The organism is Crystallibacter degradans (assembly GCF_012952295.1).
In the GTDB taxonomy this organism is placed as follows: domain Bacteria; phylum Actinomycetota; class Actinomycetes; order Actinomycetales; family Micrococcaceae; genus Crystallibacter; species Crystallibacter degradans.
The window spans coordinates 145,191-171,676 of record NZ_JABBCH010000009.1 but is presented as its reverse complement, the minus strand read 5'-3'; the positions used below and the strand labels follow the sequence as shown (position 1 = coordinate 171,676).

General features: G+C 62.8%; 24 protein-coding genes, 2 tRNA genes and 1 other RNA gene. 14 read left to right on the top strand and 13 right to left on the bottom strand.

All coding sequences use genetic code 11. From position 1 onward, the window contains the following. Nucleotides 1–558 precede the first annotated feature (558 nt). The 3 genes from orn to def all read left to right on the top strand — a co-directional run bounded on the left by orn (nucleotide 559) and on the right by def (nucleotide 2,249). Nucleotides 559–1,173 (top strand): oligoribonuclease, encoded by a 615-nt coding sequence (gene orn, locus HGO92_RS15225; RefSeq protein WP_169996253.1) that lies wholly within the window; start codon nucleotides 559–561, stop codon nucleotides 1,171–1,173. A gap of 174 nt (nucleotides 1,174–1,347) precedes the next feature. Beyond that, nucleotides 1,348–1,420, top strand: a tRNA-His gene (locus HGO92_RS15220). Nucleotides 1,421–1,676: 256 nt separating this feature from the next. After that, nucleotides 1,677–2,249: a peptide deformylase gene (gene def / locus HGO92_RS15215; protein WP_169996251.1), complete on the top strand. Its 573-nt coding sequence runs from the start codon at nucleotides 1,677–1,679 to the stop codon at nucleotides 2,247–2,249. Nucleotides 2,250–2,276: 27 nt separating this feature from the next. Here the strand turns inward: def and HGO92_RS15210 are convergent, their stop codons facing one another. The 5 genes from HGO92_RS15210 to rnpB form a co-directional block, all read right to left on the bottom strand. Next, nucleotides 2,277–3,617: a glycosyltransferase gene (locus tag HGO92_RS15210; RefSeq protein WP_169996249.1), complete on the bottom strand. Its 1,341-nt coding sequence runs from the start codon at nucleotides 3,615–3,617 to the stop codon at nucleotides 2,277–2,279. 130 nt (nucleotides 3,618–3,747) lie between these two features. Next, a complete protein-coding gene (locus HGO92_RS15205) occupies nucleotides 3,748–3,957 on the bottom strand; it encodes a hypothetical protein (RefSeq protein WP_074702090.1) in 210 nt (69 codons plus the stop codon). 121 nt (nucleotides 3,958–4,078) lie between these two features. After that, entirely contained in the window at nucleotides 4,079–5,554 is a 1,476-nt protein-coding gene (locus HGO92_RS15200) for a glyceraldehyde-3-phosphate dehydrogenase (protein ID WP_169996248.1), read from the bottom strand. A 235-nt stretch (nucleotides 5,555–5,789) separates the two neighbouring features. After that, entirely contained in the window at nucleotides 5,790–6,812 is a 1,023-nt protein-coding gene (locus tag HGO92_RS15195; protein WP_169996246.1) for an acyltransferase family protein, read from the bottom strand. 63 nt (nucleotides 6,813–6,875) lie between these two features. Continuing rightward, nucleotides 6,876–7,263: RNase P RNA component class A (gene rnpB, locus HGO92_RS15190), an RNA gene on the bottom strand. A gap of 71 nt (nucleotides 7,264–7,334) precedes the next feature. Here rnpB and HGO92_RS15185 point away from each other — a divergent pair. Further along, complete coding sequence (locus tag HGO92_RS15185) at nucleotides 7,335–8,099, top strand: peroxide stress protein YaaA (RefSeq protein WP_169996244.1); 765 nt, start codon at nucleotides 7,335–7,337, stop codon at nucleotides 8,097–8,099. Nucleotides 8,100–8,133: 34 nt separating this feature from the next. On the opposite strand, the gene HGO92_RS15180 is transcribed toward HGO92_RS15185, so the two are convergent. Then, on the bottom strand, nucleotides 8,134–8,874 hold the full coding sequence (locus tag HGO92_RS15180; protein ID WP_169996243.1) for a zinc ribbon domain-containing protein: 741 nt from the start codon (nucleotides 8,872–8,874) through the stop codon (nucleotides 8,134–8,136). A gap of 84 nt (nucleotides 8,875–8,958) precedes the next feature. Then, nucleotides 8,959–9,873: a Nif3-like dinuclear metal center hexameric protein gene (locus HGO92_RS15175; protein ID WP_169996241.1), complete on the bottom strand. Its 915-nt coding sequence runs from the start codon at nucleotides 9,871–9,873 to the stop codon at nucleotides 8,959–8,961. A 100-nt stretch (nucleotides 9,874–9,973) separates the two neighbouring features. On the opposite strand from HGO92_RS15175, the gene msrA reads away from it, so the two are divergent. From msrA to HGO92_RS15155, 4 genes are all read left to right on the top strand, one after another. Next, the gene (msrA, locus tag HGO92_RS15170) at nucleotides 9,974–10,498 is read left to right on the top strand and encodes a peptide-methionine (S)-S-oxide reductase MsrA (RefSeq protein WP_169996239.1); all 525 of its coding nucleotides are present in this window, start codon (nucleotides 9,974–9,976) and stop codon (nucleotides 10,496–10,498) included. A 117-nt stretch (nucleotides 10,499–10,615) separates the two neighbouring features. Beyond that, complete coding sequence (cysK, locus tag HGO92_RS15165; RefSeq protein WP_169996238.1) at nucleotides 10,616–11,551, top strand: cysteine synthase A; 936 nt, start codon at nucleotides 10,616–10,618, stop codon at nucleotides 11,549–11,551. Nucleotides 11,552–11,595: 44 nt separating this feature from the next. Next, the gene (gene epsC, locus HGO92_RS15160) at nucleotides 11,596–12,183 is read left to right on the top strand and encodes a serine O-acetyltransferase EpsC (protein ID WP_169996236.1); all 588 of its coding nucleotides are present in this window, start codon (nucleotides 11,596–11,598) and stop codon (nucleotides 12,181–12,183) included. A gap of 155 nt (nucleotides 12,184–12,338) precedes the next feature. After that, nucleotides 12,339–13,325 (top strand): diaminopimelate dehydrogenase, encoded by a 987-nt coding sequence (locus HGO92_RS15155; protein ID WP_169996234.1) that lies wholly within the window; start codon nucleotides 12,339–12,341, stop codon nucleotides 13,323–13,325. 67 nt (nucleotides 13,326–13,392) lie between these two features. Here the strand turns inward: HGO92_RS15155 and gnd are convergent, their stop codons facing one another. From gnd to HGO92_RS15125, 6 genes are all read right to left on the bottom strand, one after another. After that, a complete protein-coding gene (gene gnd, locus HGO92_RS15150; RefSeq protein ID WP_169996232.1) occupies nucleotides 13,393–14,829 on the bottom strand; it encodes an NADP-dependent phosphogluconate dehydrogenase in 1,437 nt (478 codons plus the stop codon). 159 nt (nucleotides 14,830–14,988) lie between these two features. Further along, nucleotides 14,989–15,939, bottom strand: a complete 951-nt coding sequence (locus tag HGO92_RS15145; RefSeq protein WP_169996230.1) for a serine hydrolase — start codon at nucleotides 15,937–15,939, stop codon at nucleotides 14,989–14,991. Between the two features lie 157 nt (nucleotides 15,940–16,096). Next, a tRNA-Val gene (locus HGO92_RS15140) sits at nucleotides 16,097–16,169 on the bottom strand. 62 nt (nucleotides 16,170–16,231) lie between these two features. After that, entirely contained in the window at nucleotides 16,232–17,119 is an 888-nt protein-coding gene (locus HGO92_RS15135; RefSeq protein WP_169996228.1) for an NAD-dependent protein deacetylase, read from the bottom strand. A gap of 7 nt (nucleotides 17,120–17,126) precedes the next feature. After that, on the bottom strand, nucleotides 17,127–17,585 hold the full coding sequence (locus HGO92_RS15130; protein ID WP_169996226.1) for a peroxiredoxin: 459 nt from the start codon (nucleotides 17,583–17,585) through the stop codon (nucleotides 17,127–17,129). Between the two features lie 4 nt (nucleotides 17,586–17,589). Next, entirely contained in the window at nucleotides 17,590–18,009 is a 420-nt protein-coding gene (locus HGO92_RS15125) for a DUF3052 family protein (RefSeq protein WP_169996224.1), read from the bottom strand. A gap of 397 nt (nucleotides 18,010–18,406) precedes the next feature. Between HGO92_RS15125 and aceE the strand changes: the two genes are divergently transcribed. The 6 genes from aceE (at nucleotide 18,407) to fabF (ending at nucleotide 26,427) form a co-directional block, all read left to right on the top strand. Next, a complete protein-coding gene (aceE, locus tag HGO92_RS15120; RefSeq protein ID WP_169996222.1) occupies nucleotides 18,407–21,148 on the top strand; it encodes a pyruvate dehydrogenase (acetyl-transferring), homodimeric type in 2,742 nt (913 codons plus the stop codon). A gap of 164 nt (nucleotides 21,149–21,312) precedes the next feature. Next, a complete protein-coding gene (locus HGO92_RS15115; protein WP_240974657.1) occupies nucleotides 21,313–22,590 on the top strand; it encodes a PucR family transcriptional regulator in 1,278 nt (425 codons plus the stop codon). Nucleotides 22,591–22,684: 94 nt separating this feature from the next. Continuing rightward, nucleotides 22,685–23,665 (top strand): acyltransferase domain-containing protein, encoded by a 981-nt coding sequence (locus HGO92_RS15110; RefSeq protein ID WP_169996218.1) that lies wholly within the window; start codon nucleotides 22,685–22,687, stop codon nucleotides 23,663–23,665. Between the two features lie 11 nt (nucleotides 23,666–23,676). After that, nucleotides 23,677–24,729, top strand: a complete 1,053-nt coding sequence (locus HGO92_RS15105) for a beta-ketoacyl-ACP synthase III (RefSeq protein ID WP_205834542.1) — start codon at nucleotides 23,677–23,679, stop codon at nucleotides 24,727–24,729. A 122-nt stretch (nucleotides 24,730–24,851) separates the two neighbouring features. Beyond that, nucleotides 24,852–25,097 (top strand): acyl carrier protein, encoded by a 246-nt coding sequence (locus HGO92_RS15100; RefSeq protein WP_074702064.1) that lies wholly within the window; start codon nucleotides 24,852–24,854, stop codon nucleotides 25,095–25,097. A 94-nt stretch (nucleotides 25,098–25,191) separates the two neighbouring features. Then, nucleotides 25,192–26,427, top strand: a complete 1,236-nt coding sequence (fabF, locus tag HGO92_RS15095; protein ID WP_169996214.1) for a beta-ketoacyl-ACP synthase II — start codon at nucleotides 25,192–25,194, stop codon at nucleotides 26,425–26,427. Nucleotides 26,428–26,486 lie beyond the last annotated feature (59 nt).

The window sequence follows — 26,486 nt, the reverse complement described above, 5'->3', positions numbered from 1 at the left end:
TTCGAACCAGTTGAACCCGACGCGGGTTAGCCGGGCCCAGGTGTTTGACGACGGGTGTTCGCCGGTCCTCCGAACGGAGCGGCTTCACCAGCTTCGGGCGTTCATCGTGGACGCCACCGGCCACTTCCCGGGTCACCGACACGACCTGAGGCCCCGCGCCACGGCGTAGCCGGCCACGCGCCGTGCCCTGACCCTTCAAATCCGCCTTTTGGGCGCGGACCCAAACCCGGGCGCAAAACGGCGGCCCTGGATGCCGTGAGCGACCCGAACCCGGGCACGTGGATGGTGCCGCGCCCGTCCTGCCACGCACCGGGAATGTGCCCGGCTTTGCACCGGCTCCACGCAGCACGATATAGCCCGTTCCGGCCTTCGTCGAGTACTGCGACAGTTTCATAACGCTTACGCTAGCGGGAAGGTGAGACATTATTTGAGGATAAAAATCCATAATCAATGACACTAGTTACTAACACCGCGGACCAGACGTTTCGATGGAGGGTCCGCAGCGGCGGCTTCGTTCTGTCCGGCCATGCGCCGCTGCCGACGCGGTACATTTGAGCGGTGCCTATCTCTAATGAACATATTGTCTGGATCGATTGCGAAATGACCGGACTGGACCTCGAGGCAGATGCGCTCATCGAGGTGGCAGTGCTGGTTACCGACTCGGAGCTGAACGTGCTCGGGGACGGAGTGGACGTGGTCATCAAGCCCTCCGATGAGTCCCTTACCCAGATGAATGACTTTGTCCGGGAAATGCACACTACTTCCAAGCTGCTCGATGAACTGCCGCATGGCATGACCATGGCCGAGGCGGAAGAGATAGTCATGGAGTACATCACCGCTTGGGTTCCGGAGCCCCGCAAGGCACAGCTCGCCGGGAACTCGGTAGGCACGGACCGCAACTTCCTGGCCAGGGACATGCCGAAGGTCATCGATTTCCTCCACTACCGGATCATCGACGTCTCCACGATCAAGGAACTGTCGCGCCGGTGGTTCACACGCGCTTACTTCCAGTCGCCGGCCAAGAGCGGCGGCCACCGGGCCCTCGGAGACATCAAGGACTCGATCAACGAGCTGCGCTACTACCGCCAGGCAGTCTTCGTCCCCTCCCCCGGGCCCGATTCGGCAACCGCCAAGAAGATCGCTGCCGAGGTCACCCAAACGGCAGTGCTCTGATCCCACCCCGGCGATGTTAGCTGCACCACATTTTGGTCGATTCAGGCCAAAATGGCGAAAGACTGTCAAAAGCACCCCGGAAAGCATGTAGACTTATCTGCGTTGCCTTTTGTGGTTGAAGACCGGCAGGAACCGCTAGAGTGGGATCTGCCGGGAGGAACAAAGAGGCATATGGTGGGTATAGCTCAGCTGGCAGAGCGCCTGGTTGTGGTCCAGGAGGTCGCGGGTTCAAGCCCCGTTACTCACCCCGAATGAGGCTGGTGGCTGACACCGGTAGCTTCGCAAGAAAGCCGTCTTGGAGATGATCCAGGCGGCTTTCTTCATGTTCAGCCGGTCAAGCCCGGCAGTCAGCGGAATACCCTGTCGCCCAGCCTTACCTGGCCGCACGCCTGCTCACGATCTTCGGCGGCACCAGTGAGATCATTGTGCGAAGGCGCCGGCCGGGACACCGCCAACTAGCATTTCAAGCTTTCGCACTGAGGACTTTCGCATTGAGGAGAAGCATGCCCGTCCGTCCAGTCACCATCACCGGTGAACCTGTCCTGCACCGTCGCGCCGCCGCCGTTACCGAGTTCGACGACGACCTCCGCGCTCTCGTCGAGGATATGTACGAGACGATGGACGAGGCCCACGGCGTGGGACTGGCGGCGCCGCAGATCGGTGTCGGCCTGCGCCTGTTCACCTACGACTTCGCCAACGACGACGGCGTACCGCCGCGCGGCGTGCTGATCAATCCGTCTCTGACGCTCTCGAAGATATCCGGCGCCGACCCGGACCCCGAGGAGGAAGTTGAAGGCTGCCTGTCCGTGCCTGGCCTGAGCTACCCGCTCAAACGCGCGGAATGGGCCAGAGTCCAGGGGTTCGACGTCGACGGACAGCCGGTGGACTTCGAAGCCACCGGCTGGTTCGCCCGCGTCATGCAGCATGAATACGACCATCTCGACGGCAAGCTGTACATCGATCGGCTCAATGACCGCTGGGGCCGGCGCGCGCGCAAGCACATCAAAAACCAGGGCTGGGCCCAAGAAGGACTGACCTGGATGCCGGGCGTGGACCCGGATCCGTTCGGCCACTGATCCAGCAGACCTTACGGCCCCTTCTCGCTAGCTCGGTTGCTTGGTCCGCATGTCAACGCTCAGCTTGCCGTTGACCGTGGCGTAGGTGCGTACATCGCTCGCCGGGGCTGGCAGCGGGAGGCTTGTGTCCACGGCGACACGATGTTCCAAGCCGGTGAATCCGTCTTTCGTTGCCCGAGCGTAAAGATCTACGATCACGGGGCCGAAACCTGCCAAAGACGCGCAATCCAGCTTGGCGAAGTACTTGCCGGGTTCAGCTGGAAGAGGATCGAACCGCTGGGTGCTGCACTTATTGGATGCGCGGCCGCGGACCACAAGTTCCAAGCTGTCCAGTTCTCCGGCTGGCGCCAGCGCCACTTCCATGCTCATCTGATCCGATTCCCATAAGACGCTTACAGCCCTTGCCTTGGCTTGGACAAACGGTTCGGCAGCAGCCAGTCTTCGCAGCCCGTCCAGGTCGCCGGCGCGTACAAGCGCAGATCTCTGCCGATGGGGGAAGGACAACTGTTCTTCCAGTGCCGGGGAAATGTAGCGCTGCGCGAACTTAGCGTGTTCGGACATCCAGCGCCTCGCCTGCCGGCGGTTGATCTTGCGAAAACGGTCCGGCGCATAGAACCTCAGGCACTTGCGCCGGTATAGGTCCAGCACCAAGAGGCCGGCCCGCTCTGCATTGGAGTCACCTTCCGTGAGGATCCTCGCTATCTCGCTAACGGAGCGGGTGTAACTCTCCGGACTGGTCCGTTGCGAACTGATATTTGCGCCGTCGTCCCTCGTCCTAAGGTAGTAATAGTCGTAGTCCGCGAGCAGGGAGGTCCGCTCTGAAACCAGATAGCATCGCGCCAACACCAGGCCGTCTTCGAGCCTGACCATCCCTTCGGGAAATCTGATGCCGTGCCGGTCCAGCATGCTCCGACGGAACATCTTCTGGGGCGAGAGTGTACCAAGAATTTTCCTCAGGTCAACGTCCAGGTAGGTCTCTCGGAATAGTCCTGATTGGACGCCTCTGCCGCCGAGCCCCACCATACGCGGCACCAAAAGATCCACGTCATTAGCCAAGGCATAATCCACCATGCGACGCAAGGCTTCGGGCCCCAGTAGGTCATCGGCGTCGCAAAAGAAGATATAGGGAGCCTGGCTCGCCGCGATGCCGACGTTGCGCGGTTTACCCGGCCAGCCGCTGTTCTCTTGATGGATCACACGGATGTTGGAGTGGGCAGCAGCGAAGGCATCAAGCACTTCCCCGCTCATGTCCGTGGAGCCGTCATCGACAGCGACGATCTCGAACAATGCTGGATCCAGATCCTGCGCTGCCAGGGAGTCGAGCAAGTCAGCCAGATACGGCATCGTGTTGTAGACCGGTATTACCACGGCCACCTTCGCCGTCGCGGCACTGGCGCTTGGGCCGCTGTCCCCCGCCGGAACGCGCGGACCTTGGTTCTTAACTACGACCCGCTTGAGTCTGCGCTTAACGGCACGGAACTTATCGTGAAGCCTCAAATCAGGAGTCCGTCAATCCTGACCGATGCTCCTTCTCGCACCGTAGATAGTCTTCCTCGGCGATGTCCTTCAACCGGGTCAGCTCGTCAACGCGCTTCTGTTGGACATCTCCGCGCGCGAAAGCCGACTGCGCCTCTTTAAGCAAGCGCTGGGCCTCCTTGTAGTTGGCCTGCGCCTGTTCCCACCTCGACAACTCTGTCTTTTCAGTCATGGGCCCATTCTAGGAGGCCCCCTGGCAAAAGCCATAGCTGTTACCCGCATGCCGCAAATGCCGAGAGGCCGGCGGCGTATAAAACGCCGCCGGCCTCTCGATCGACCAAGATTCCGTCAGGTCAGCTGATCGCCTCAACCACGGGTTCCTTGGCAACAACCGGGAACAGCATCGGGTGCACTCCGGCCATTTCTTCCAGAACGCGGATGACCTGGCAGCTGTAGCCGAATTCGTTGTCATACCAGACGTAGAGGACGGCGTTCTTGCCGTTCGCGATGGTTGCGAGGCCATCGACAATGCCGGCGCGGCGAGAACCCACGAAGTCGCTCGAAACAACTTCGGGAGAGTCGATGTAGTCGATCTGCTTGTGCAGTTCGGAATCCAGCGACATACCGCGAAGGTAGGTGTTCAGTTCTTCCTTGTTGGCATCCTTTTCCAGGTTCAGGTTCAGGATGGCCATCGAGACGTTCGGGGTAGGAACGCGGATGGCGTTGCCCGTCAGCTTGCCTTCGAGTTCGGGCAGGGCCTTGGCGACTGCCTTGGCGGCACCGGTCTCGGTGATCACCATGTTCAGCGAAGCGGCACGGCCGCGGCGCTCACCCTTATGGAAGTTATCGATCAGGTTCTGGTCGTTCGTAAACGAGTGGACCGTCTCCACATGGCCGTGGACCACGCCGTACTTATCATTGATGGCCTTCAGGACCGGGGTAATGGCGTTGGTGGTGCAGGACGCGGCGGTGACGATCTTGTCGTCGGAGGTGATGTCCTTGTGGTTGACACCGTGGACGATGTTCTTCAGACCGCCCTTGCCCGGCGCCGTCAGCACAACGCGGGAAACACCCTTGCTCTTCAGGTGCTGCGACAGGCCCTCTTCATCGCGCCAGCGGCCGGTGTTGTCCACGACAATGGCGTCGTTGATGCCGTAGGCGGTGTAGTCAACCGTGGACGGATCGTTGGAGTAGATCACGTTGATCAGCGTGCCGTTGGCGAGGATGGTGTTGTGCTCCTCGTCCACGGAGATTGTCCCCTCGAACGGGCCGTGGACGGAGTCGCGGCGCAGCAGGCTTGCGCGCTTGACGAGGTCATTTTCGGATCCCTTGCGGACCACGATGGCGCGCAGGCGCAGGCCGTGGCCGCCGCCCGAGTGGCCGATCATGATCCGGGCCAGGAGACGGCCGATGCGGCCGAAACCGTAAAGAACGACGTCGGTGCTGACGCGGGCGTCCGCTCCGCGCTTACCGACGATCTCGGCCAGCTCTTCCCGCAGGAAGTCCTTCAATTCGCTGCCGGCGGCTTCGGTCTTGAACTTGACCAGCAGGCGGGCCAGATCGACAGAGCCGGCACCGAGGTCCAGCTCGGTCAGGGCCTGAAGCACTGGGAAAGTCTCTTCCAGCGGCAGTTCAACGTCATCGATCTGCCGGGCAAACCGATGGGCCTTGAGGATGCCAACTACGGACTGGTTGATCAGGCTTCGTCCGTGGATGGATGTGACCACGTTGTTCTCGCGGTACAGGCGCCCGATCAGCGGAATCATCGTTTCGGCAAGTGCCTCGCGATTGATCCACGTATCCAGGGCCGCTTCTGACTTCTGGTTCACAGAATTACCTTCCTACATCAGCCGGACTCTCCCTCGAGACCGGTTGGAACTCGCCGCGCAATCCACGGCGACGCCTGCAACGAAGATCCGTCTACTTCGTGCAGAGCACACACCCGCCGTAGCCGGCAGCTGTGTTGAGGACTATGCCCATATCTATTCTAGAGACTCCGGAGGGGCACTGGTTCCAGATACGTGTGAAGTCACTCACAAGCACTCAGAGTCGATACGGTCGTTGCTAGCGTGCAGAGGCCGAATCTCGCTCTCGGCACAATCCCGTATACCCTTCGACGATCGTTGATGAAAATCTACGAATAGCTAATTCGAATGGTCGAAGCGCAAGAACCAGCACCGTGATAGCGGTCAAGATTGTGCACGCTGCAAGGGCAGAGATACTTCCAGCTTCTTGGAGGAACCATGGCATTACAGGTGTGAGTGCCAGAACAACTAAGCCGTGCAAAGCGAAAACGGCCAGACTATGCCGTCCGGTCCTGGCCAGAATCCCATCTCGTTTTGGCATCAGCGAGATGAATGTCATTGTGACAAAGGCGGCAACAACAAAAAGGCCGACTCGCACAAGTATTCCCTGGCCGTGAGTAACGCCGAGATCGTCGAAGCCGAAGCTTCCATAGAGCCATTTTTGACTCAGATCCACCCGATACAAAAACAACCAGACGGCTACAGCTAGAAATACAGCTGCTGACTTCCAGATGGCGGAAAGCGCGGATACTGCACCCAATATCTCCTTTCCATAGGTCGCCCCCAAGACGAAGAAGGGCAGGAATATCAAAGTCCGGGAAAGTGACAATGGGTAACCCACCGCATCAATAACCCCGATGACCGCACTGACCAAGACTGACAGGGCCGCAGTTGTTTTGGGGAACGTGCGGATTACCGGCAGCAGCAGTAGCCACCAGAACATCGCGAGTAAGAACCAGAGGATCCAAAACGGAGTGGCAACTGAAAAATTACGGTCGATTTGAAGCAATTCTGCAGCGACAAAATAGAGCGCTTGAAACGTCGCGAGGATCACGGCGAAGGTTCCAAGCCGTCGTCCGAGATGGGTTGTCTTTGCTGTAACGCCGGCGAGAAAAACAAACGCCGGCATGTGAAACATGTAGATAGCTGTCAGTGGGAGCCGTGTCGTGTCGGCTCTCCAGGAGCCGCCTGCCTCAAGAAAATGACCTAGCACTACAAGGCAGATCAGGATGCCTTTGGCCGTGTCAATGCGATAGTCGCGCGGGCTGCTGGTGCTGAGCATTGGGAAATACTAGCAATCTATTGAGGATGGGATCCATACGCCATCACAGAAGATGCAGGATGTGGGATGGGTTGGCCTTTAAGCCGGGTTCTGTCGCCGGCGGCAGTTGCCCGCCGCCGGGTGGCAATCATCCATCTAGGGGCACCGTTGCCGATGCCCTCAAGCGGCCTACCCGGGCACTCGGGCGAGCAGCCCTCGAACGTACCCTGTATGGCCTTGCTCCGAGTGGGGTTTACCTAGCTCTCCCGGTCACCCGGGACACTGGTGGTCTCTTACACCACCTTTTCACCCTTACCAGATCCCGCCCATGGGCGGTCCTGGCGGTTTGTTTTCTGTGGCACTGGCCTGCGGGTCACCCCGAGTGGGCGTTACCCACCACTCTGCTCTGCGGAGCCCGGACTTTCCTCGGCAGCAGGTTTGCACCTGCCAACGCGATCGCCCAGCCAACCCATCCAGTTCCAAGGATACAGGCCGCGGCACCACCGGACTGCCGGGCATCGGCGGAATCTGTAAGCTCGTAGGGTGCTGATTCTGCTTCCTCCCTCCGAAGGTAAAACCGCTGCCGCCAAGGGCCATCCGTTTGAACTCTCGGAACTGCATTTTCCGGAGCTGAATCCAGCCCGCGAAGAAGTCCTGAACGCCTTGGCCCACGTCAGTTCGCAACCGGATGCCCTGGCCAGCCTCGGCGTCGGCGCGTCGCTGGCCGCCGAAGTGGAACGCAACACGCGCCTGCACGACGAACCGTCCGCCGCCGCCCACACCGTTTATTCAGGCGTCCTTTACGACGCCCTGGGCTACCGCACCATGACCGCGGCGCAAAAGCGCAAGGCTGATGCCGCCGTCGTTATTGTCTCCGCCTTGTGGGGAGCCATCGGATTCCCGGACTTCATTCCCGCGTACCGGCTCTCCATGTCGGTGGGCCTGCCCGAAACAGGGAAGCTCGCCAGTTACTGGAAGAAGCAGCTGCCCGCGGCGCTGGACGCGCATGCGGACGGGCACCTGCTGGTGGACTGCCGATCCAGCAGCTATGCCGCAGCGTGGTCGCCGGCCGCGGACAGGACGGTAGTGGTCAACGTTTTCCAAGAGCGCAACGGCAAGCGGACCGTTGTCTCGCACTTTGCCAAGCACACCCGCGGCGAGCTCGCCCGCCATTTGCTCACCCGCCGGGGCAAGGCGCCGGAGACCCCGACCAACCTGCTCAAGGCCGCGCAGGAGAAATGGCAGGCGGAACTGGTGGCAGGAACCGCGCGCAAGCCGCACGCACTGAACATCATCCTGCCGGGTTAGCTGGCCCTGCCGGCTTAGTTAGGATCCTGCCGGTTCAGCTGGCCCATTCAGTGGAGCGGACCAGGATGCAGCCGGAGTCGGGGCAGAAGACGATGTCGTCCTCGGCGGCCTTCTTGATGTCTGCCAGGTCGCCCGGGCTGAGCTGCATGCCGGAACCTTCCGACTTCCCGTGGAAGAGCCTGGCTGCGCCCACGCCCCGCTGGGCGCGGGTCTTCTCGTAGAGCGCCAGCAAGGCCGGCTCGAATGTGCCCGCCAGCTCGGCGCGCTCCGCCGCGACGGATGCGCGCTCGGCTGCGATGGCGGCCAGGTCTTCGTCCCGGGTCTTCTCCAGTGCGGCCAGTTCCTCCCGCAGGGAATCATGGGACTTCTGGTGGTCGGCCTGCCGTACCCGGACGGCCTCGAGCCGCTCCATCACCTCAAGTTCGACGTCTTCAAGATCCGAACGCCGCTTGTTCAGCGACACGAGTTCGCTCTGCAGGGCGGAGAGATCCTTGGGTGATCCGGATCCGCTGTCCAGCCGCTTCTGGTCCCGGTCGATCCGCGTCTGGACCATTTCGACGTCCGTCTCGGCCCGCTGGAGTTCGCGCTGCGTGTCACCAACCTCGGTGTTGATCGTGACAAGTTCCGAATCGGCAGTGGCCAGCTTCTCCAGCAGGGCATCGATGTCCGCGTTCTTGGCAACGGTGGCGCTGCGGCGGTCCAGCTGGGTTACCTTGCTGTCCAGTGCCTGGAGGTCAAGCAGCCGCAACTGCTCCGATGCTGGTGCTTTCGCCATGAAAATCCTCCGGATCCTGCCGTGCCCCTGCGGCCCGGCGTGCTCTCTAGCCTATCCTTTTGTGCCTAATGCACTGGCCCGGCATCAGGACCCTGGAGTCAGGACGAAATCCCACGGGTCGGTGTTGATTCCGCTGACGCTGACCTCAACGTTGTACCCCTGGTCCGTGAGCACGTTGTCCAGCGCATCGGCCGCGGGCGTGAGCCACAGCCACTCGCTGCCGAAATGCGAGACATCGATCAGATAGGGCCGCCCGTCGACCGCGCCCTCCCGGACTTCCGACGCCGGGTGGTGGCGCAGATCCGCGGTGACGTAGACATCCGCCTGTGCTGCCCGGACGGCGTCGAAGAGCGAGTCGCCGGCGCCGCCGCAGACCGCCACGGTGCGGACAATCCCGTCCTTGTCTCCGGCCACTTTCACTCCCCCGGCTACCGCGGGCAGCATGCTGAAGACAACGGCGGCGAATTCGCCCAGCGTCGTCCCGTCTGCCAGTTCCCCGACCCGCCCGATGCCTTCCTCGGGCAGGCCGTTCTCGGCAGCGGCCAGCGGCCGGACGTCCCGCAGGCCCATGGCATCGGCCAGCACGTCGGAGACCCCGCCCACGGCGCTGTCACCATTGGTATGCACGGTCACCAGCGCGCAGCCGCCCTCGATCAGGCGGTGGATGGCGTCGCCTTTGAAGTTCGAGGTTGCCACCGAGTTCACCGGCTTGAGCAGCAGCGGGTGGTGGGTGACCAGCAGGTCCGCGTCCCACGCCAGTGCTTCGGCGATCACCTCCGCCGTGGGGTCCACCGCGAAGAGGATCCGCTTTACCTCTGCCGAAGGCCTGCCCACCACGGGGCCAACCGCATCCCACGGCTCGGACAGGGATTCGGGCCACAGCTCTTCGATGGCCAGCAGTACGTCGCCAAGAATAGGGGTGCCACCTGCGTCGGGCGCAGGTTCGCTGGACGTATCTTCGGCGTCCTGCTTGGTCTCGGGCTGCTCGTCGTCGTTCATACGTCCTTTTCTACCCCATTGGCTGGTTCGAGTGCGCGTTTTTTTCGTGACGTGGAACACATTGGGAATCTTGGCGGCCCGTCTGACATTGTTAACGACCATGAAGACTTTTGTTTTGGGCGGCGGCTGCTTCTGGTGCTTGGACGCGGTATACCAGAAGACGCGCGGAGTGACCGAAGTGGTTTCCGGCTACACCGGCGGCCACACGCAGAACCCCTTCTATGAAGCGGTGTGCTCCGGAACCACGGGGCACGCGGAAGTCGTGGCTGTGACCTTCGACGAGACGGTGGTGCCCGAGGACGTCATTCTGGACATGTTCTTTGTCTCCCATGATCCGACCACGCTGAACCGCCAAGGGTACGACGTCGGCACCCAGTACCGCTCGGTCATGTACTACACGGACCAGGAGCAGAAGCAGGCGTTCGAAGCCGCGATCGAGCGTGCCCAGCCGCTGTGGGACAACCCGATTGTCACCGAGGTGTCCGAGCTGCCGACCTTCCATACCGCTGAGGAATACCACCAGGATTTTTACGCCAAGCACCCCGAACAGGGGTATTGCCGCGTCATAATCGACCCGAAGCTGGCCAAAGCCCGAAAATATTACGCCCAGTGGCTGGCTGCTTAGTCCGGCGCTGTGAGCGCTGGCTAGGCTAAAAGTATCTTTGCTCCGGGCGTGTCAGCACTGCCCGCTGCGTGTACATCCAGATCGGCCATGGGCCGGAAAAGGCAGGAATCAGCAAAAATGGCACGTATTTACGACGACGTAACCCAGCTTGTTGGACGCACTCCCCTGGTTCGGCTTAACCGTCTGGCCGAGGGGCTGCCGGCGAAGGTAGCCGTGAAGCTCGAGTTCTACAACCCGGCCAACAGTGTCAAGGACCGGATCGGCGTCGCCATTGTGGATGCCGCCGAGCAGGCAGGCGCGCTCAAGCCCGGCGGAACCATTGTGGAGGGCACCTCCGGCAACACCGGTATTGCGCTGGCCATGGTGGGTGCTGCACGCGGCTACAACGTCATTCTCACCATGCCGGAAACCATGTCCACCGAGCGCCGCGTCATGCTGCGCGCCTTCGGCGCCGAGATCGTGCTGACCCCGGGTTCCGAAGGAATGCGGGGCGCCGTCGAGAAGGCCAAGGAAATCGTGGCCACCACGGAAAACTCCATCTGGGCGCAGCAGTTCGCCAACCAGGCCAACGTCGCCATCCACCGTTCCACGACCGGCGAAGAGGTCTGGGCCGACACCGACGGCGAAGTGGACATCTTCGTTGCGGGCATCGGCACGGGCGGCACGATCACCGGCGCTGGCCGCCTGCTGAAGGAACGCAAGCCGTCAGTCCAGGTCATCGCCGTCGAGCCCGAGGACTCCGCCATCCTCACCGGCGGCAATCCCGGCCCGCATAAGATCCAGGGCCTGGGCGCGAACTTCGTCCCCGAAATCCTGGACACGGATGTCTACGACGAAGTGCTCGACGCCCCCACTGAAGCTTCGGTAGCCGTGGCACGCCAGCTCGGCATCAAGGAAGGCATCCTCGGCGGCATCTCCGCCGGCGCCGCCGTCTGGGCCGCCCTTGAGGTAGCCAAGCGTCCGGAGAACGCGGGTAAGCTGATTGTGGCCGTGGTCCCGGACTTCGGAGAGCGTTACATCTCCACCATCCTGTACGACGACATCCGCGGGTAAGTTGTCCGGACCGCACAGCGGTTACTGCCGATCAGAAAGCTTCCATGGGTTTCATAGCGCGACTGCGTGAAGATCTCGAGACCGCCAGGTCACACGACCCGGCGGCCCGCGGGTCCGTCGAGAACTTTTTAGCCTATTCGGGCCTGCATGCCATCTGGATCCACCGGGTGACGCACAAGATGTGGGCCAATCCATCGCTGCGTTTCCCTGCGCGGCTGCTCTCGCAGCTGGGGCGGTTTGTGACCGGCATCGAGATCCATCCCGGTGCCACCATTGGCCGCCGGTTCTTCATCGACCACGGCATGGGCGTGGTGATCGGCGAGACGGCGGAGATCGGCGAAGACGTCATGATCTACCACGGCGTCACGCTCGGCGGCCGTTCGCTGGCCAAGGTAAAGCGCCACCCCACCATCGGGGACCGCGTGGTCATCGGGGCCGGCGCGAAGGTGCTGGGACCGGTTGTCATCGGCGCGGACAGCGCCGTGGGAGCCAACGCCGTCGTTGTTAAGGACGCGCCCCCGGAATCGATCATCACCGGCATTCCCGCGACGTTCCGGCACCGTGATCCGCAACGGGAAACGACGCCCGCCGTGGATCCGGCCGAATACATCGATCCGGCCATGTGGATCTGACCTGCTGACTTCCGAAGGCCCCGGACTGCTCCTGCGGCAGCCTGGGGCCTTCGGCGTTTCCGGCCCCGGATCTGCTCGGGCCGGTTGACCTTGGCACGAAAGTGCTGCCCGCAAGCATTTTACTTAGGCGGGCGAACCTGACGAGAGGACTGACCATGGGTGAAACCATCCGCATCGGCATTGCCGGCTACGGAAACCTGGGCCGCGGTGTGGAGGCCGCGGTGGAGAAAAACGCCGACATGCAGCTGACCGGGATTTTTACGCGCCGCGAACCGACGGACCTGGTGCCGCTGCATCCCGGGACCGCCGTCTACGCCATGTCCGACCTGGCGGCCTACGAGGACGACATCGACGTACTGATCCTGTGCGGCGGCTCCAAGGAAGACCTCCCTGCACAGGGGCCGGTGTTGGCCGCGCGGTTCAACACCGTGGACAGCTTTGACACCCATGCGCGCATCCCGGAGTATTACGACGCCGTAAACGGGCCGGCACGCGCCAACCGGAAGACCGCGTTGATTTCCGCCGGCTGGGATCCGGGCATGTTCTCCATCAACCGGGTGTACGGTGAGGCACTCCTGCCCGACGGCGACACGTACACGTTTTGGGGCCGGGGCCTGAGCCAGGGGCATTCCGATGCGGTCCGCCGGGTTCCCGGGGTAGCCGGCGGCGTCCAGTACACCATTCCCTCGCAGACGGCCATCGACAAGGTCCGCAATGGCACCCGTCCGCAGCTGGAGACCCGGGAGAAGCACGTACGCGAGTGCTTCGTGGTGCTGGCAGACGGCGCGGACCCCGCGGCCGTCAAGGAGGCCATCGTGACGATGCCGCACTACTTTGACCAGTACAACACCGAGGTTCACTTCATCACGGCTGAGGAACTCGCCCGTGACCACCGCGCGATGCCGCACGGCGGTTTCTCGATCCGCAGCGGCAACACCAGCGGCGAACATGCGCAGGTCATTGAATACGGCCTCACGCTCGAGAGCAACCCGGAATTCACCGCCAGCGTCCTGGTGGCCTACGCCCGCGCGGTGAGCCGGCTGAACAAGCAGGGCCAGTTCGGCGCCGTGACCGTCCTGGACGTGCCGCCGGGGCTGCTCTCGCCGAAGTCGGCGGCCGAGCTGCGCGCCGAACTGCTGTAGTCCGGCCGAAGCCGGCGGTCCTGCCGGAGCGGCCCATCAAGCCGCTCCGGCAGGACCGTGCGCATTGTTAGTGCGTGTCGACGGCCTCGACCTCGGACTTGTCGCCGCTCCACTGCGTGTGGAAGGTGCCCTCAGCGTCGACGCGCCTATAGGTGTGGGCGCCGAACAGGTCGCGCAGGCCCTGCGTCAGGGCAGCCGGCAGGCGCTTGCGGCGCAGACCGTCGTAGTAGGCCAACGAGCTGGAGAAGACCGGAACCGGGATGCCCAGCTGCACGGCGGTCGCCACGACGCGGCGCCAGGCCGGTACCGCTGCCGCAATGGCTTCGGCAAAGGCCGGAGCGAACAGCAGGTTCTCGGGGCGGTCCTCATCGGCGTAGGCCTTCATGATGTCGTCGAGCAGCTCGGCGCGGATGATGCAGCCCGCACGCCACAACGAAGCGATTTCGTCCAGCTTCAGTTCCCAGCCGTATTCCTTCGCGGCCGAGGTGAGCATGTCGATGCCCTGGGCGTAGCTGACCAGCTTCGACGCGAACAGCGCCTGGCGGACGTCTTCGACGAAGCCCTCAGGTACCTGCACCTGCTGTTCGTGTCCGGCCAGCACGTCCTGCGCCAGGGCACGCTGGTCCCGCTGCGAGGACAAGCCGCGGGCGAAGACAGACTCGGCGATACCCGATACCGGCGAGCCCAGTTCCAGTGCCGAGACAACCGTCCAGCGTCCGGTGCCCTTCTGGCCCGCGGAATCAACAACGACGTCGATAAACGGCTTTGAGGTCTTGGCGTCCGTATGTGCCAACACCTCGGCCGTGATCTCGATCAGGAACGAGGACAGCTCGCCCTTGTTCCACTCGGTGAAGATCTCCGCCTGCTCGGCAGGCTCGATCCCGGCTCCGGACCGCAGGAGGTCGAAGGCCTCGCCGATGACCTGCATGTCCGCGTATTCGATGCCGTTATGGACCATCTTCACAAAGTGGCCCGCGCCGTCGGTGCCGATCCAGCGGCAGCACGGATCGCCGTCGTACTTTGCTGAAATCTTTTCCAGCATGGGGCCGAGGGAATCGTAGGATTCGCGTGAACCGCCCGGCATGATGGACGGACCGAGCAGGGCGCCTTCCTCGCCGCCGGAGACTCCGATTCCGACGAAGTGCAGGCCCTTTTCGGCCAACGCGGCTTCGCGCCGGCGGGTGTCCTCATAGTGCGAGTTGCCGGCGTCGATGACAATGTCGCCCTCTTCAAGCAACGGAGTCAGCTGCTCGATGACCGAATCCACCGGTTTTCCGGCCTTGACCATAATCAGTACACGGCGGGGCTTCTGCAGGGAGTCCACCAGTTCCTGCAGTGACTCGGTGCGGACGAAGTCGCCTTCATCCCCATGCTGGTTCAGCAGGGCATCGGTCTTCTCCACCGAACGGTTGTGCAGGGCAACGGTGTAACCGTTACGGGCAAAATTCCGTGCCAGGTTGGCGCCCATGACTGCCAGACCTGTCACACCGATGTGTGCGCTCATTACTCTCCAGTGCTTGTTTGCTTGCGTGGACCCGGGCCTGCTCGCGTAGGCAGCCGGGATAGGTATCCACGCTCCAGCCTAGTCCGGCAGTGCCCGGGCAGTTAAGCCGTTGCACTATTTTGCACGGCTAGCCCTTGGTGACCGCCGCATTGCGGGGGCTCAGTTGGACCCGGCACTCCCCCGGGCCACGTCGCTGCGTTCGAGTTCATGGATGATGCCCGCCACGTCTTCGATCAGCGAGACGCCGTCTTCCATCTCCGGATTTCCCGTCGAGAGGACGGTGATTCCGTACTCCGTGCTGTCCTCGCTGACGTAGCCGATGCTGTTGACATCCCATTTGCCGTCGTCGTCCTGCAGCCAGCCATTCTTCAGGGCCACGGAGGCGTGGGTGGTGCCGGAGGGCACTCCCCAGTACTGGGACGCTTCCACCCCGTTCATCAGTTTCTGGAGGTGGGTCAACTGGTCCTCATTCAGCCAGTCGGCTCCGTAGATGACGGCATTGACGATCTTGAGCTGGTCAGCCGCCGTGGTGGTCGACGCGCCCCAGAGCGGCCCTGCCTCCGTGCCCGTCAAGGCCAGCAGGTCATAGGTCTCCTGCAACGCCTCGGCACCGCCGATGTTCCGGTAGAGCTCGTTAGTTGCATCATTGTCGCTTGACTGGATCATCCGGGCCGATAGGTCCATCTCATCGGAAGTCAGCCCCCGGCCTTCCTTCGTGGCTTCCCGGATCAGCGTCAGGACCATGGACACCTTGACGATGCTTGCTTCCATATAGCCTTGGCGGGCGTTGTAGGTCCAGGTCTCATCCGTGGCCGGGTCGTACACCGCGGCGGAGAACGTCTTCCCTGTTGCGGCTGCATACTCATCCATGGCGGCGGAAAATTGCTGCTCATCCAGGCTGGGTTCAGGCGCCTTCGCCTCCGCACCGAGGCCTTCCTGGCCGCTCATCCGGAGATTCTCCACCTGGCTTGCCCTGGAGAGGGCCTGGGCCTGCAAGTCCTCGTCCCCGGCCCTGCTGTTGACCGCTACGTCTACAGTCTGCGCGGCAAGGAGGATGGCGGCCGCACTGCCCACGAGGGCAAAGATCGGCCGACGCTTGATGCTTGGCATTGACTACCTTCGGGTCGGAAACCGGTTTCATCTTTGCTACCACAGCAACATGGCCAGGGTCTCTGCGCAACCTGTGCACGAGCTGAACGCCGACGCAGAGCTTGGCCAAATTAGCCGTTAAACACAGCAGGGTTCCGTTGCCGGAACCCTGCGAGGGTGGGTCCTACCGGGATCGAACCGATGACATCCACGGTGTAAACGTGGCGCTCTACCAGCTGAGCTAAAGACCCAATGGTGATGTTTTGTACAGTGCCGCAGTGCGTTATCCGCCGCAACATCACAAGGAAATACTCTACCGGATAACCGGCCCGATGTGCCAACTGGACCCACCGGCACCATCTGCATCACCGGCAAACAGGGCTGGAAGCTCCGCAGCAAGGCCTTCCAGACTCTCCGAGACGCCTGCCTCGAGCTTCACCGCTGCCAACTCATCGCCGCGCGTGCTGCCCCGGTTGATAATCACCACCGGCTTGCCTGTTTTGGCGGCATGGCGAACAAAACGCAGCCCGCTCATGACGGTCAGCGATGACCCCGCCACCAGCATTGCCTCTGCCCGATCAACCATGGTGTAGGCAGCGGCAACGCGGTCCTTGGGAACGTTCTCGCCGAAATAAACAAAGTCCGGCTTGAGCATCCCGCCGCACACTTCGCAGTCCGCGATGACAAAGTGCGCTGTGTCGTCGACGTTGGCATCCGCATCGGGGGCTACGTCGCCGGGATCGGCGGAGGAGTCGGGCCATCCGGGATTCAGTGCTTCCAGCCGGTCCGCGAGTTCGGAGCGGTCGATTACCCGGCTGCACTGCAGGCAGATGACCTTGTCGAAGCGCCCGTGCAGGTCAATGACATTGATGCTGCCAGCGTCTTCATGCAGGCGGTCCACGTTCTGGGTGATCAGCCCTGTCATCAGCCCCGCATGTTCAATGGCCGCCAGAGCGAGATGGCCGGCATTCGGTTCCGCACGGTGCATGTGGCGCCAGCCGACATGGTTGCGGGCCCAGTACCGACGCCGCAGCAGTTCATCCGACACGAACTGCTGATAAGTCATGGGGCTGCGCGGCACGGAGTCAGGCCCCCGGTAGTCCGGGATGCCTGAATCCGTGCTGAGCCCCGCACCGGTGAGGACAGCAAGAGGACGGCCGGCCATGGCACTGATCGCCTGGTCAAACCGCCCCCGGTCCATACGCTGCCTAGAGCTCTTTCAGCAGGCGGTGATACTCCTGGATATCACGCGCCTGGGTGCGCGGGCTGTCGATCACGTGGCGCAGGATTCCGTCCGCATCCACGATGAACGTTCCGCGTCCTGCCATTCCGGATTCTTCGTCGAAGACGCCATATGCCTTCGCCACGCCGCCATGCGGCCAGAAATCGGCGAGCAGGTCGAATTCGTAGCTTTCCTGCTCGGCAAAGGCCCGCAGCGCGAACTTATGATCAACGGACACAGCAAGCAATCGGGCGTTTTGATCCTTGAAGGACGCCAGATCGTCGCGAAGCGCGCACAGCTCACCGGTGCAGATCCCGGAGAAAGCGAAGGGGTAAAAGACGATAACTACGGACTGGCCGCGGAGATCGGAGAGGCGGATTGGCTCCCCGAACTGGTTGGACAGCTCAAAATCCGGGGCAGCCTTGCCGACGGCGGGAAAACTCATATGGTTATTTATTCCTCTTGCTTACGAGCCGGGCGGCTGCCCAGTCATCGGAGACTCCTGCGGACGTGGTGACGTGCAGTCCTGCCGTGGGTGCTGCTTCCTGGATATCCGACGGCGGCACGTAGCCATCCCGTCCCGATTTCGGCGTCAGGACCCACACCACACCGCCGTCGTCCAGCATGGTGAGAGAATCCACCAGCGCGTCAACCAGGTCTCCGTCACCGTCCCGCCACCAAAGAATGGCAGCATCAACGGAATCCTGGTCGTCCTCGGTGAGCAGTTCGGAGCCAGTCAAGTCTTCGACGTCGGCACGCAGATCGAAATCCACATCCTCGTCGTAGCCGAACTCCTGTATTAGGTCTCCGTCTTTGAAACCCAACTTGCCTGCCACATTGTCAACCGTGGCGGCCTCGGCCTCGCTCACTGTGCTCCTCCTGGTTGGAACTGTCTTGCAACTGTCATACCTGCATGTACGGGACCGGGTTGGTCCTCTAATGGATACTACAAGCCAACACCCTATTTGCGGATGCATCAAGCCAGCCGCCGCGTCCGACCTGAAAAGGCAGCCCCTGCCACAATTGTGATAGGGCGTCCTTCCACCGCGTAATCAATGGGTTCGCGGGCAGCCCCGCGGCTACGCTGTGGCACTATGAGCGGCTAGAGTTGCACGAAGAATATCCGTGCGCGTCCAAACCGGACTGCGCCGGGATTCAGCGACCAATGCTTCCGCTTGAAGCCGGAGACATTGCCCGCCGTAAGCGCGGCCGGGACGCTTGACCATGCACGGCGCAGACACAATCTGCACATAAGAGAGGTTGGACGTGAGCGCAGGAGAAGATACCTCGCACATCCTGAGCGGGCTGACACACCAGCTCCCGGACCGCGATCCTGAGGAAACCGCGGAATGGATCGAATCGCTGGACCAGCTGATTCAGTCCCAAGGCACTGAGCGCGCACAGTTCATCATGCGCTCCCTGCTGCAACGAGCGGGCGCCCAGAGCGTCGGCGTGCCCATGGTCACCACCACGGACTACGTCAATACCATTCCCGCCGACCAGGAACCTGCGTTCCCGGGCAAGGAAGAGATCGAACGCAAGTACCGTGCCTGGTTGCGCTGGAACGCCGCGGTGCTGGTGCACCGCGCGCAGCGGCCCGACATCGGCGTTGGCGGGCACATCTCTACCTACGCCGGCGCCGCCACCCTGTACGAAGTCGGACTCAACCACTTCTTCCGCGGCAAGGACCACCCCGGCGGCGGCGACCACGTCTTCTTCCAGGGGCACGCTTCGCCCGGCATGTACGCCCGCGCCTTCCTCGAAGGCCGCATGAGCGAAGAGGATCTGGACGGTTTCCGGCAGGAGAAGTCCAAGGCGGGCCACGGCCTCTCGTCCTATCCGCACCCCCGTCTGATGCCGGAATTCTGGGAGTTCCCGACGGTCTCCATGGGTATCGGCCCGATGAACGCGATCTACCAGGCGCAGTCCAACCGCTATCTGCACAACCGCAGCATCAAGGACACCTCCGAGCAGCATGTCTGGGCCTTCCTCGGCGACGGCGAAATGGACGAGCCGGAAAGCCGCGGCCTGCTCCAGTTGGCCGCCAATGAAAACCTCGACAACCTCACTTTTGTCATCAACTGCAACCTCCAGCGCCTCGATGGCCCGGTACGCGGCAACGGCAAGATCATGCAGGAGCTCGAAGCGTTCTTCCGCGGTGCCGGCTGGAATGTCATCAAGGTTGTCTGGGGCCGTGAATGGGATCCGCTGCTGGCTGCCGACAAGGACGGCGCCCTGGTGGACGTCATGAACGAGACCATGGACGGCGACTACCAGACGTACAAGGCCGAGTCCGGCGGCTTCGTCCGCGAGCATTTCTTCGGCAAGACCCCCCAGACCAAGGAAATGGTCTCCCACCTTTCCGATGAGGAGATCTGGAACCTCAAGCGCGGCGGCCACGACTACCACAAGGTCTACGCCGCCTACAAGGCTGCCACCGAGTTCGAGGGCAAGCCGACGGTGATCCTGGCGCACACCGTCAAGGGCTACGGTCTGGGCACCCACTTCGAGGGCCGCAACGCGACCCACCAGATGAAGAAACTGACTCTGGATGATCTGAAGCAGTTCCGCGACCACCTGCGGATCCCGATCAGCGACGAGCAGCTCGAATCCGACCCGTACCGGCCGCCGTACTACCATCCAGGACAGGACTCGCCCGAGATCCAGTACCTGCAGGAGCGGCGCAAGGCCCTGGGCGGTTACGTGCCGGAACGGCGGAACACCGCGGAGCCGATCCACCTGCCTGACGACAAGGCCTACGAAGTTGCCAAGCGCGGATCCGGCAAGCAGATGGCTGCGACCACGATGGCCTTCGTGCGCCTGCTGAAGGATCTGATGCGGGACAAGGACTTCGGCAAGCGGGTTGTCCCGATTGTGCCGGACGAAGCCCGCACCTTCGGCATGGACTCGTTCTTCCCGACGTCGAAAATCTACAACCCCAAGGGCCAGAATTACCTGTCCGTGGACCGCGACCTCGTCCTGGCCTACAAGGAGTCGATTTCCGGGCAGATCCTGCACGCTGGCATCAACGAGGCCGGTTCCACCGCAGCCTTCACAGCAGCAGGAACCGCCTATGCCACCCACGGCGAGCCGCTGATTCCGATCTACATCTTCTACTCGATGTTCGGTTTCCAGCGCACCGGTGATTCCTTCTGGGCCGCCGGGGACCAGATGACCCGCGGCTTCATTATCGGCGCCACGGCCGGCCGGACCACGCTTACCGGAGAAGGTCTGCAGCACGCCGACGGCCATTCGCCGCTCCTGGCTTCGACCAACCCGGCGGTCGTGACCTACGACCCGGCGTACGGCTACGAAATCGGACACATCATGAAGTCCGGTCTGGAGCGCATGTATGGACCGGATTCCAAGGATCCGAACGTCATGTACTACCTGACGGTCTACAACGAGCCGATCCTTCAGCCGGCAGAGCCCGAAAAGCTCGACGTCGAAGGTCTGCTCAAGGGCATCTACCTGCTGGCGCCGGCCAAGGTAGACGGTCCCCGGACCCAGCTGCTGGCTTCCGGTGTCTCGGTGCCGTGGGCCCTCGAGGCACAGCAGATCCTCGCCGACGAATGGGGTGTCTCTGCCGACGTTTGGTCCGTCACGTCCTGGACCGAGCTGCGCAGGGACGGCCTGGCGGCGGAGGAAGAAGCCTTCCTTAACCCGGGCTCCGAACCGCGCAAGCCGTTTGTCACCGAACAGCTTGAGGGTGCCACTGGACCCATCGTTGCCGTAAGCGACTTCATGAAGGCAGTGCCGGACCAGATCCGCCAGTTCCTGCCCCACGAATTCGCCACGCTCGGTGCGGACGGCTTCGGCTTCTCCGATACCCGCGCTGCTGCCCGGCGCTTCTTCAAGATCGACAGCCACTCGATCGTGGTCCGCGCTCTGGAAATGCTCGCCCGCCGCGGTGAAGTGGACCAGAACGCTCCCAAGGAAGCCTTCGACCGGTACAAGCTCAATGACGTCACAGCCGGTACGTCCGGAAACGCCGGCGGCGATTCCTGACCAAGCGGCAAGAACAAGAAAGGCAGCGGGATCTCCGGAAGGGGACCCGCTGCTTTTTTTGTCCCCGCGACAGCTTCGGCCTCGGGAACAGTCCGTGCCGTTTTAGTAGGAACCACACAAAAGAACGAATGGAGCACAGGCCGCCGAGTGCGTATGCTCGAGGCATGCCCCAGCCCCGGACCAATGCCGCAACCCCGGCCCCGCAAGCGACGCCGAAGACCACGGTCCGCGGCGCTAAGCCGTACTCAAGCAAACAGCCGCCGGCCACTGCTGCCACTCTTGACCGGCTCAGGTCGAAGATCGGCGCGCTGTCCACAACTACGCTCAAGCGGCTGGAAAGCGAGTTGCCCTGGTACCGCAGCCTTCGTCCCGACGAGCGGGCCGCGCTGGGGCTGGTTGCGCAAAAAGGGATCGCGTCCTTCGTGACCTGGTATGAGCGTCCGGCATCGCCTGCCTGGGTCATGAACGACGTTTTCGGTACAGCTCCGACTGAACTGACCCGGTCGATCAGCCTGCAACGCGCCCTGCAGCTGATCCGTGTGGTGGTTGAAGCCGTGGAGGACCAGGTCGGCGACTTGGCGGGCGGCAGCGACGAAGCGTCGCTGCGGGAGGCGGTCCTGAGGTATTCCCGGGAGGTGGCCTTCGCCGCAGCGGACGTCTACGCGCGTGCCGCCGAGACCCGCGGAGCCTGGGACACCCGGCTGGAGGCACTTGTCGTGGACGCCATCCTGCGCGGGGAGAGCTCGGATGCCCTGCGTTCGCGGATCGCCGCCGTCGGCTGGAAATCCGCGGGCAAGATTACCGTCATGGTGGGCAGTTCCCCGCCGGAACCAAGCCCGTCCTTCGTCGCTGAAATACGCCGGGCCAGTTCACGGTTTGCCGACGACACCTTGGTGGGGATCCAGGGCGAGAGGCTGATTCTGGTACTGGGCGGCATATCCGACCAGGGCTCAGCCTTCATCCGGCTCAGCGAACTGTTCGGTCCCGGCCCCGTTGTCTACGGACCGGAAACCAAATCGCTGGTAGACGCAAGCATGTCGGCGCAGGCAGCTTTCGCCGGCCTCTCAGCCGCCCGGGCCTGGCCAGGTGCGCCGCGTCCTGTGGCGGCAAACGATCTGTGGCCCGAACGGGTTATGTCGGGAGACGATGCCGCACGCCGCGACCTGTACAAATACATCTACGTGCCGCTGGTCAATGCCGGAAACGGACTTAGCGAAACGCTCTCCAGTTACCTGTCCCTCGGCCATTCCCTGGAGGCAACCGCGAGAGAACTCTTCGTCCATGCCAATACCGTGCGGTACCGCCTGCGGAGAGTGTGCGACGTGACCGGCTGGGATCCGCTGCTCCCCCGCGAGGCGTTCGTTTTGCAAACAGCCCTCGTTGTTGGCCGTCTGGTGGCCGCGTCACGGCCCGCCCAGGAACGCACGCCTACTCGGCAGTAACAACCTGCCCTTGTAGACTTCCTACAAAGGGATCAGGTGAGCTTCGTTTGCCAAAACACCCTAATAACCCCAATGTCTTTGGAAAGCTGGATAAGTGCTTGCAATTGTCTGCCCGGGCCAGGGCTCCCAGACCCCAGGATTCCTCTCCCCTTGGCTGGACGTCCCCGGCGTCGCTGAACACCTGAGCTTGCTCAGCGACATAGCGAAGCTGGACCTCGTAGCCCACGGGACCACTTCCGACGAAGAGACCATTAAAGACACAGCCGTCGCCCAGCCTCTTATCGTCGCCGCCGGTCTCATTGCGGCCAGAGCGCTGACGGCGGATGAACCGCTGGACCTTTCCACGGTTGTGGCCGGACACTCTGTCGGCGAGATTACGGCCTCAGCCATCGCCGGCGCCCTGACCGAAAACGATGCGATGGCCTTCGTCCGCGAACGCGCCAACGCGATGGCCCAGGCCGCGGCCCAGACACCAACAGGCATGAGCGCAGTGCTCGGCGGAGACCAGGCGGAAGTTCTCGCAGTCATCGACGCCGCGGAGCTCACCCCCGCGAACGCGAACGGCGGCGGGCAGATCGTGGCGGCCGGCACCTTTGACCAACTCCAGAAGCTGGCAGATAATCCTCCGGCCAAGGCCCGCGTCATCCCGCTGAAGGTGGCCGGCGCTTTCCATACCGAACACATGGCGCCCGCCGTCGGTGTCCTGGAAGGGCTGCGTCCGCAGCTGTCCCCTGCCTCGCCGGCGCTGACGCTGCTGTCCAACAGCGACGGCGAACCGGTTGCCGGCGGCGAGCAGAACCTGGACAGTCTGATCGCCCAGGTCTCCAGGCCCGTCCGCTGGGATCTGTGCATGGAAGAACTGCTCTCCGTTGGCGTGACCGGCCTACTCGAACTGCCGCCGGCGGGGACGCTGACGGGACTGGCGAAGCGCGGCATGAAGGGTGTGGCTACAATGGCCCTGAAATCCCCTGATCAGCTCGAGCAGGCCCGCGCCTTCATCGCCGAACATACTCAACAGACACCGGCCGGCGTCGCACTTACCAATGAACATAAGTCTGGAGACATCCACCAGTGAGCAACCCCGTCATGCGCCAGTCCCAACTGCGCGAACATTCCCGCATCCTCGGTATGGGAGCCTTCCGGCCCGATGTCATCGTCACGAACGACGATGTCTGCCAGTGGATTGAGTCCTCTGACGAATGGATCCGTCAGAGGACCGGAATTGTGACGCGCCACCGGGCCGGAGCGGATACCTCCGTTGTGGACATGGCCGAGGGCGCTGCCCTCGAAGCACTCGAGAAGGCCGGTATCGAAGCCTCCCAGCTCGGAGCGGTCATCGTCTCGACTGTCTCGCACCCGTACGCCACGCCGTCGGCCGCTGCTGCCCTGGCAGACCGGCTTGGGGCAACACCCGCGCCGGCATTCGATATTTCCGCTGCCTGCGCAGGCTACTGCTACGGCATTGCCCAGGGCGACGCCCTGGTCCGTTCCGGCGCAGCCGAATACGTCCTGGTGGTAGGAGCGGAGAAGCTCTCGGATGTGATCGACAACTCCGAGCGGACCATCTCCTTCCTGCTCGGCGACGGTGCCGGCGCCGTCGTTATCGGCCCTTCCGACACTCCCGGCATCGGACCATCGGTCTGGGGCTCGGACGGGAGCAAGTGGGATGTCATCGGCATGACCCATTCGCTGAGCGACGTGCGTGAACTCTCCCTGGCTGCGGAGGCGGCAGGCTCTCTCTCCGCAGCTGCTGCCGAACGGGACGAGGACGGCAAGAAGCTGTGGCCCACCTTGCGCCAGGACGGACAGTCGGTGTTCCGCTGGGCCGTTTGGGAAATGGCGAAGGTTGCCCAGCGCGCCCTGGACGAAGCCGGAGTCAAGCCGGAAGAGCTCGCCGCGTTCGTCCCGCACCAGGCCAATATGCGCATCATCGACGAGATGATCAAGCAGCTAAAGCTGCCGGAAAGCGTCGCGGTTGCCCGCGACATCGCAGACGCCGGAAACACCTCCGCAGCGTCTATTCCGCTGGCTACGCACCGCCTGCTGCAGGAAAACCCGCAGCTCAGCGGAGGTCTGGCGTTGCAGATTGGCTTCGGCGCGGGGCTGGTCTTCGGTGCACAGGTCATCGTTCTGCCGTAGTATCGCAGTCGTTCCGCTGCAATTTCCCCTGCACGTGAACAGTTTTCCATTCCAAACCGTATTCAGCGGTTTGACAACCCCGGCCGGACATCGTGCCGGCACCATTAGAAAAGGAGCCTTCAATGGCTAGCAACGAAGAAATCCTGGCAGGCCTGGCCGAAATCGTTAACGAGGAAACCGGTCTCGCACCCGAGGCTGTCGAACTGGACAAGTCCTTCACCGACGATCTGGATATCGACTCCATCTCCATGATGACGATCGTCGTCAACGCTGAGGAAAAGTTCGGCGTCCGCATCCCAGACGAAGAGGTCAAGAACCTCAAGACCGTCGGCGACGCCGTGGACTTCATCGCCAACGCCCAGGCGTAAGTTTTCCCTTCACAGGGACCGGCGGCCGGATGCGATTCGTTCCGGCCGCCGACTCTTGCATTTTTTGCCCCATACCCTTGGAGAGAATGAGTAAATGGCACGCAAAGTAGTCATCACCGGCCTTGGCGCCACCACGCCCATCGGCGGCGACGTCCCCACGATGTGGAGGAACGCTCTCAAGGGCGTGTCAGGCGCCCGTACCCTTGAAGACGATTGGGTAGCACGCTACGAACTCCCCGTAACCTTTGCCTGCCGGGCCTCCAACAAGCCTGACGAGGTACTGACCCGCGTCGAAGCCAAGCGGATGGATCCATCCACACAGTTCGCCGTCGTCGCTTCCCGCGAAGCCTGGAAGGACTCGGGCATCGAAGAAATCGACCACGACCGGTTGGCCGTGGCTTTCGCCACCGGTATCGGCGGCGTCTGGACACTTCTGGATGCTTGGGACACCCTCCGGGAAAAGGGGCCCCGCCGGGTCCTGCCGATGACTGTTCCCATGCTGATGCCCAACGGGCCCTCAGCAGCGGTAAGCATGGATCTGGGTGCCCGCGCAGGCGCCCACACTCCTGTCTCCGCCTGTGCCTCGGGAACCGAGGCCATCGCCATGGGCGTTGATCTCATCCGTGCCGGCAAGGCCGACGTCGTTATGACCGGCGGCGCCGAAGCCGCCATCCATGCGATGCCGATTGCGGCCTTCAGTGCCATGCAGGCGCTCTCTAAGCGCAACGACGACCCTGAGCACGCCTCACGGCCGTACGATCTGGACCGCGACGGATTCGTCATGGGCGAAGGAGCCGGCGCGCTCGTCCTCGAGGCCGAGGAACACGCCCTGGCCCGCGGCGCCCGTATCTATGCCGAACTTGCCGGTTCCGGAGTCACTGCCGATGCCTACCACATCACTGCCCCGGATCCGGAAGGCCTTGGAGCGACCCGAGCGCTCAAGGCAGCTATGTTTGACGCCCGCGCTCAGGCCGTAGACGTGGTCCACGTCAACGCTCATGCCACCTCCACCCCGGTGGGCGACAAGCCCGAGTACACGGCCCTTAAGGCGGCTCTGGGCAACCAGGTGGACAACGTCTCGGTCTCGGCAACCAAGTCGCAGACCGGACACCTCTTGGGAGCCTCTGGCGCCGTCGAATCGGTCATGACGGCCCTTGCCGTGTACGAACGCAAGGCACCTCTGACCATCAACCTCGATAATCAGGATCCGGAGATCCCGCTGGATGTGGTGACCTCCGCCCGGGATTTGCCCAGCGGCGACATTGTGGCGCTGAACAACTCCTTCGGTTTCGGCGGACACAACGCCGTCGTCGTGTTCCGGAACGCCTGACCAACCGGCACGGAAAATCCCTGCCGCAGACCGGCAAAGGAGAGGCTTCTCAGCGAATC

What these genes read in the sequence shown, in the direction of transcription:
- def (WP_169996251.1), top strand. Translation starts at nt 1,677, where the DNA reads ATGCCCGTCCGTCCAGTCACCATCACCGGTGAACCTGTCCTGCACCGT.
- HGO92_RS15205 (WP_074702090.1), bottom strand. Translation starts at nt 3,957, where the DNA reads ATGACTGAAAAGACAGAGTTGTCGAGGTGGGAACAGGCGCAGGCCAAC.
- HGO92_RS15195 (WP_169996246.1), bottom strand. Translation starts at nt 6,812, where the DNA reads ATGCTCAGCACCAGCAGCCCGCGCGACTATCGCATTGACACGGCCAAA.
- HGO92_RS15180 (WP_169996243.1), bottom strand. Translation starts at nt 8,874, where the DNA reads ATGGCGAAAGCACCAGCATCGGAGCAGTTGCGGCTGCTTGACCTCCAG.
- HGO92_RS15175 (WP_169996241.1), bottom strand. Translation starts at nt 9,873, where the DNA reads ATGAACGACGACGAGCAGCCCGAGACCAAGCAGGACGCCGAAGATACG.
- msrA (WP_169996239.1), top strand. Translation starts at nt 9,974, where the DNA reads ATGAAGACTTTTGTTTTGGGCGGCGGCTGCTTCTGGTGCTTGGACGCG.
- cysK (WP_169996238.1), top strand. Translation starts at nt 10,616, where the DNA reads ATGGCACGTATTTACGACGACGTAACCCAGCTTGTTGGACGCACTCCC.
- epsC (WP_169996236.1), top strand. Translation starts at nt 11,596, where the DNA reads ATGGGTTTCATAGCGCGACTGCGTGAAGATCTCGAGACCGCCAGGTCA.
- HGO92_RS15155 (WP_169996234.1), top strand. Translation starts at nt 12,339, where the DNA reads ATGGGTGAAACCATCCGCATCGGCATTGCCGGCTACGGAAACCTGGGC.
- gnd (WP_169996232.1), bottom strand. Translation starts at nt 14,829, where the DNA reads ATGAGCGCACACATCGGTGTGACAGGTCTGGCAGTCATGGGCGCCAAC.
- HGO92_RS15145 (WP_169996230.1), bottom strand. Translation starts at nt 15,939, where the DNA reads ATGCCAAGCATCAAGCGTCGGCCGATCTTTGCCCTCGTGGGCAGTGCG.
- HGO92_RS15135 (WP_169996228.1), bottom strand. Translation starts at nt 17,119, where the DNA reads ATGGACCGGGGGCGGTTTGACCAGGCGATCAGTGCCATGGCCGGCCGT.
- HGO92_RS15130 (WP_169996226.1), bottom strand. Translation starts at nt 17,585, where the DNA reads ATGAGTTTTCCCGCCGTCGGCAAGGCTGCCCCGGATTTTGAGCTGTCC.
- HGO92_RS15115 (WP_240974657.1), top strand. Translation starts at nt 21,313, where the DNA reads ATGCCCCAGCCCCGGACCAATGCCGCAACCCCGGCCCCGCAAGCGACG.
- HGO92_RS15105 (WP_205834542.1), top strand. Translation starts at nt 23,677, where the DNA reads ATGCGCCAGTCCCAACTGCGCGAACATTCCCGCATCCTCGGTATGGGA.
- HGO92_RS15100 (WP_074702064.1), top strand. Translation starts at nt 24,852, where the DNA reads ATGGCTAGCAACGAAGAAATCCTGGCAGGCCTGGCCGAAATCGTTAAC.
- fabF (WP_169996214.1), top strand. Translation starts at nt 25,192, where the DNA reads ATGGCACGCAAAGTAGTCATCACCGGCCTTGGCGCCACCACGCCCATC.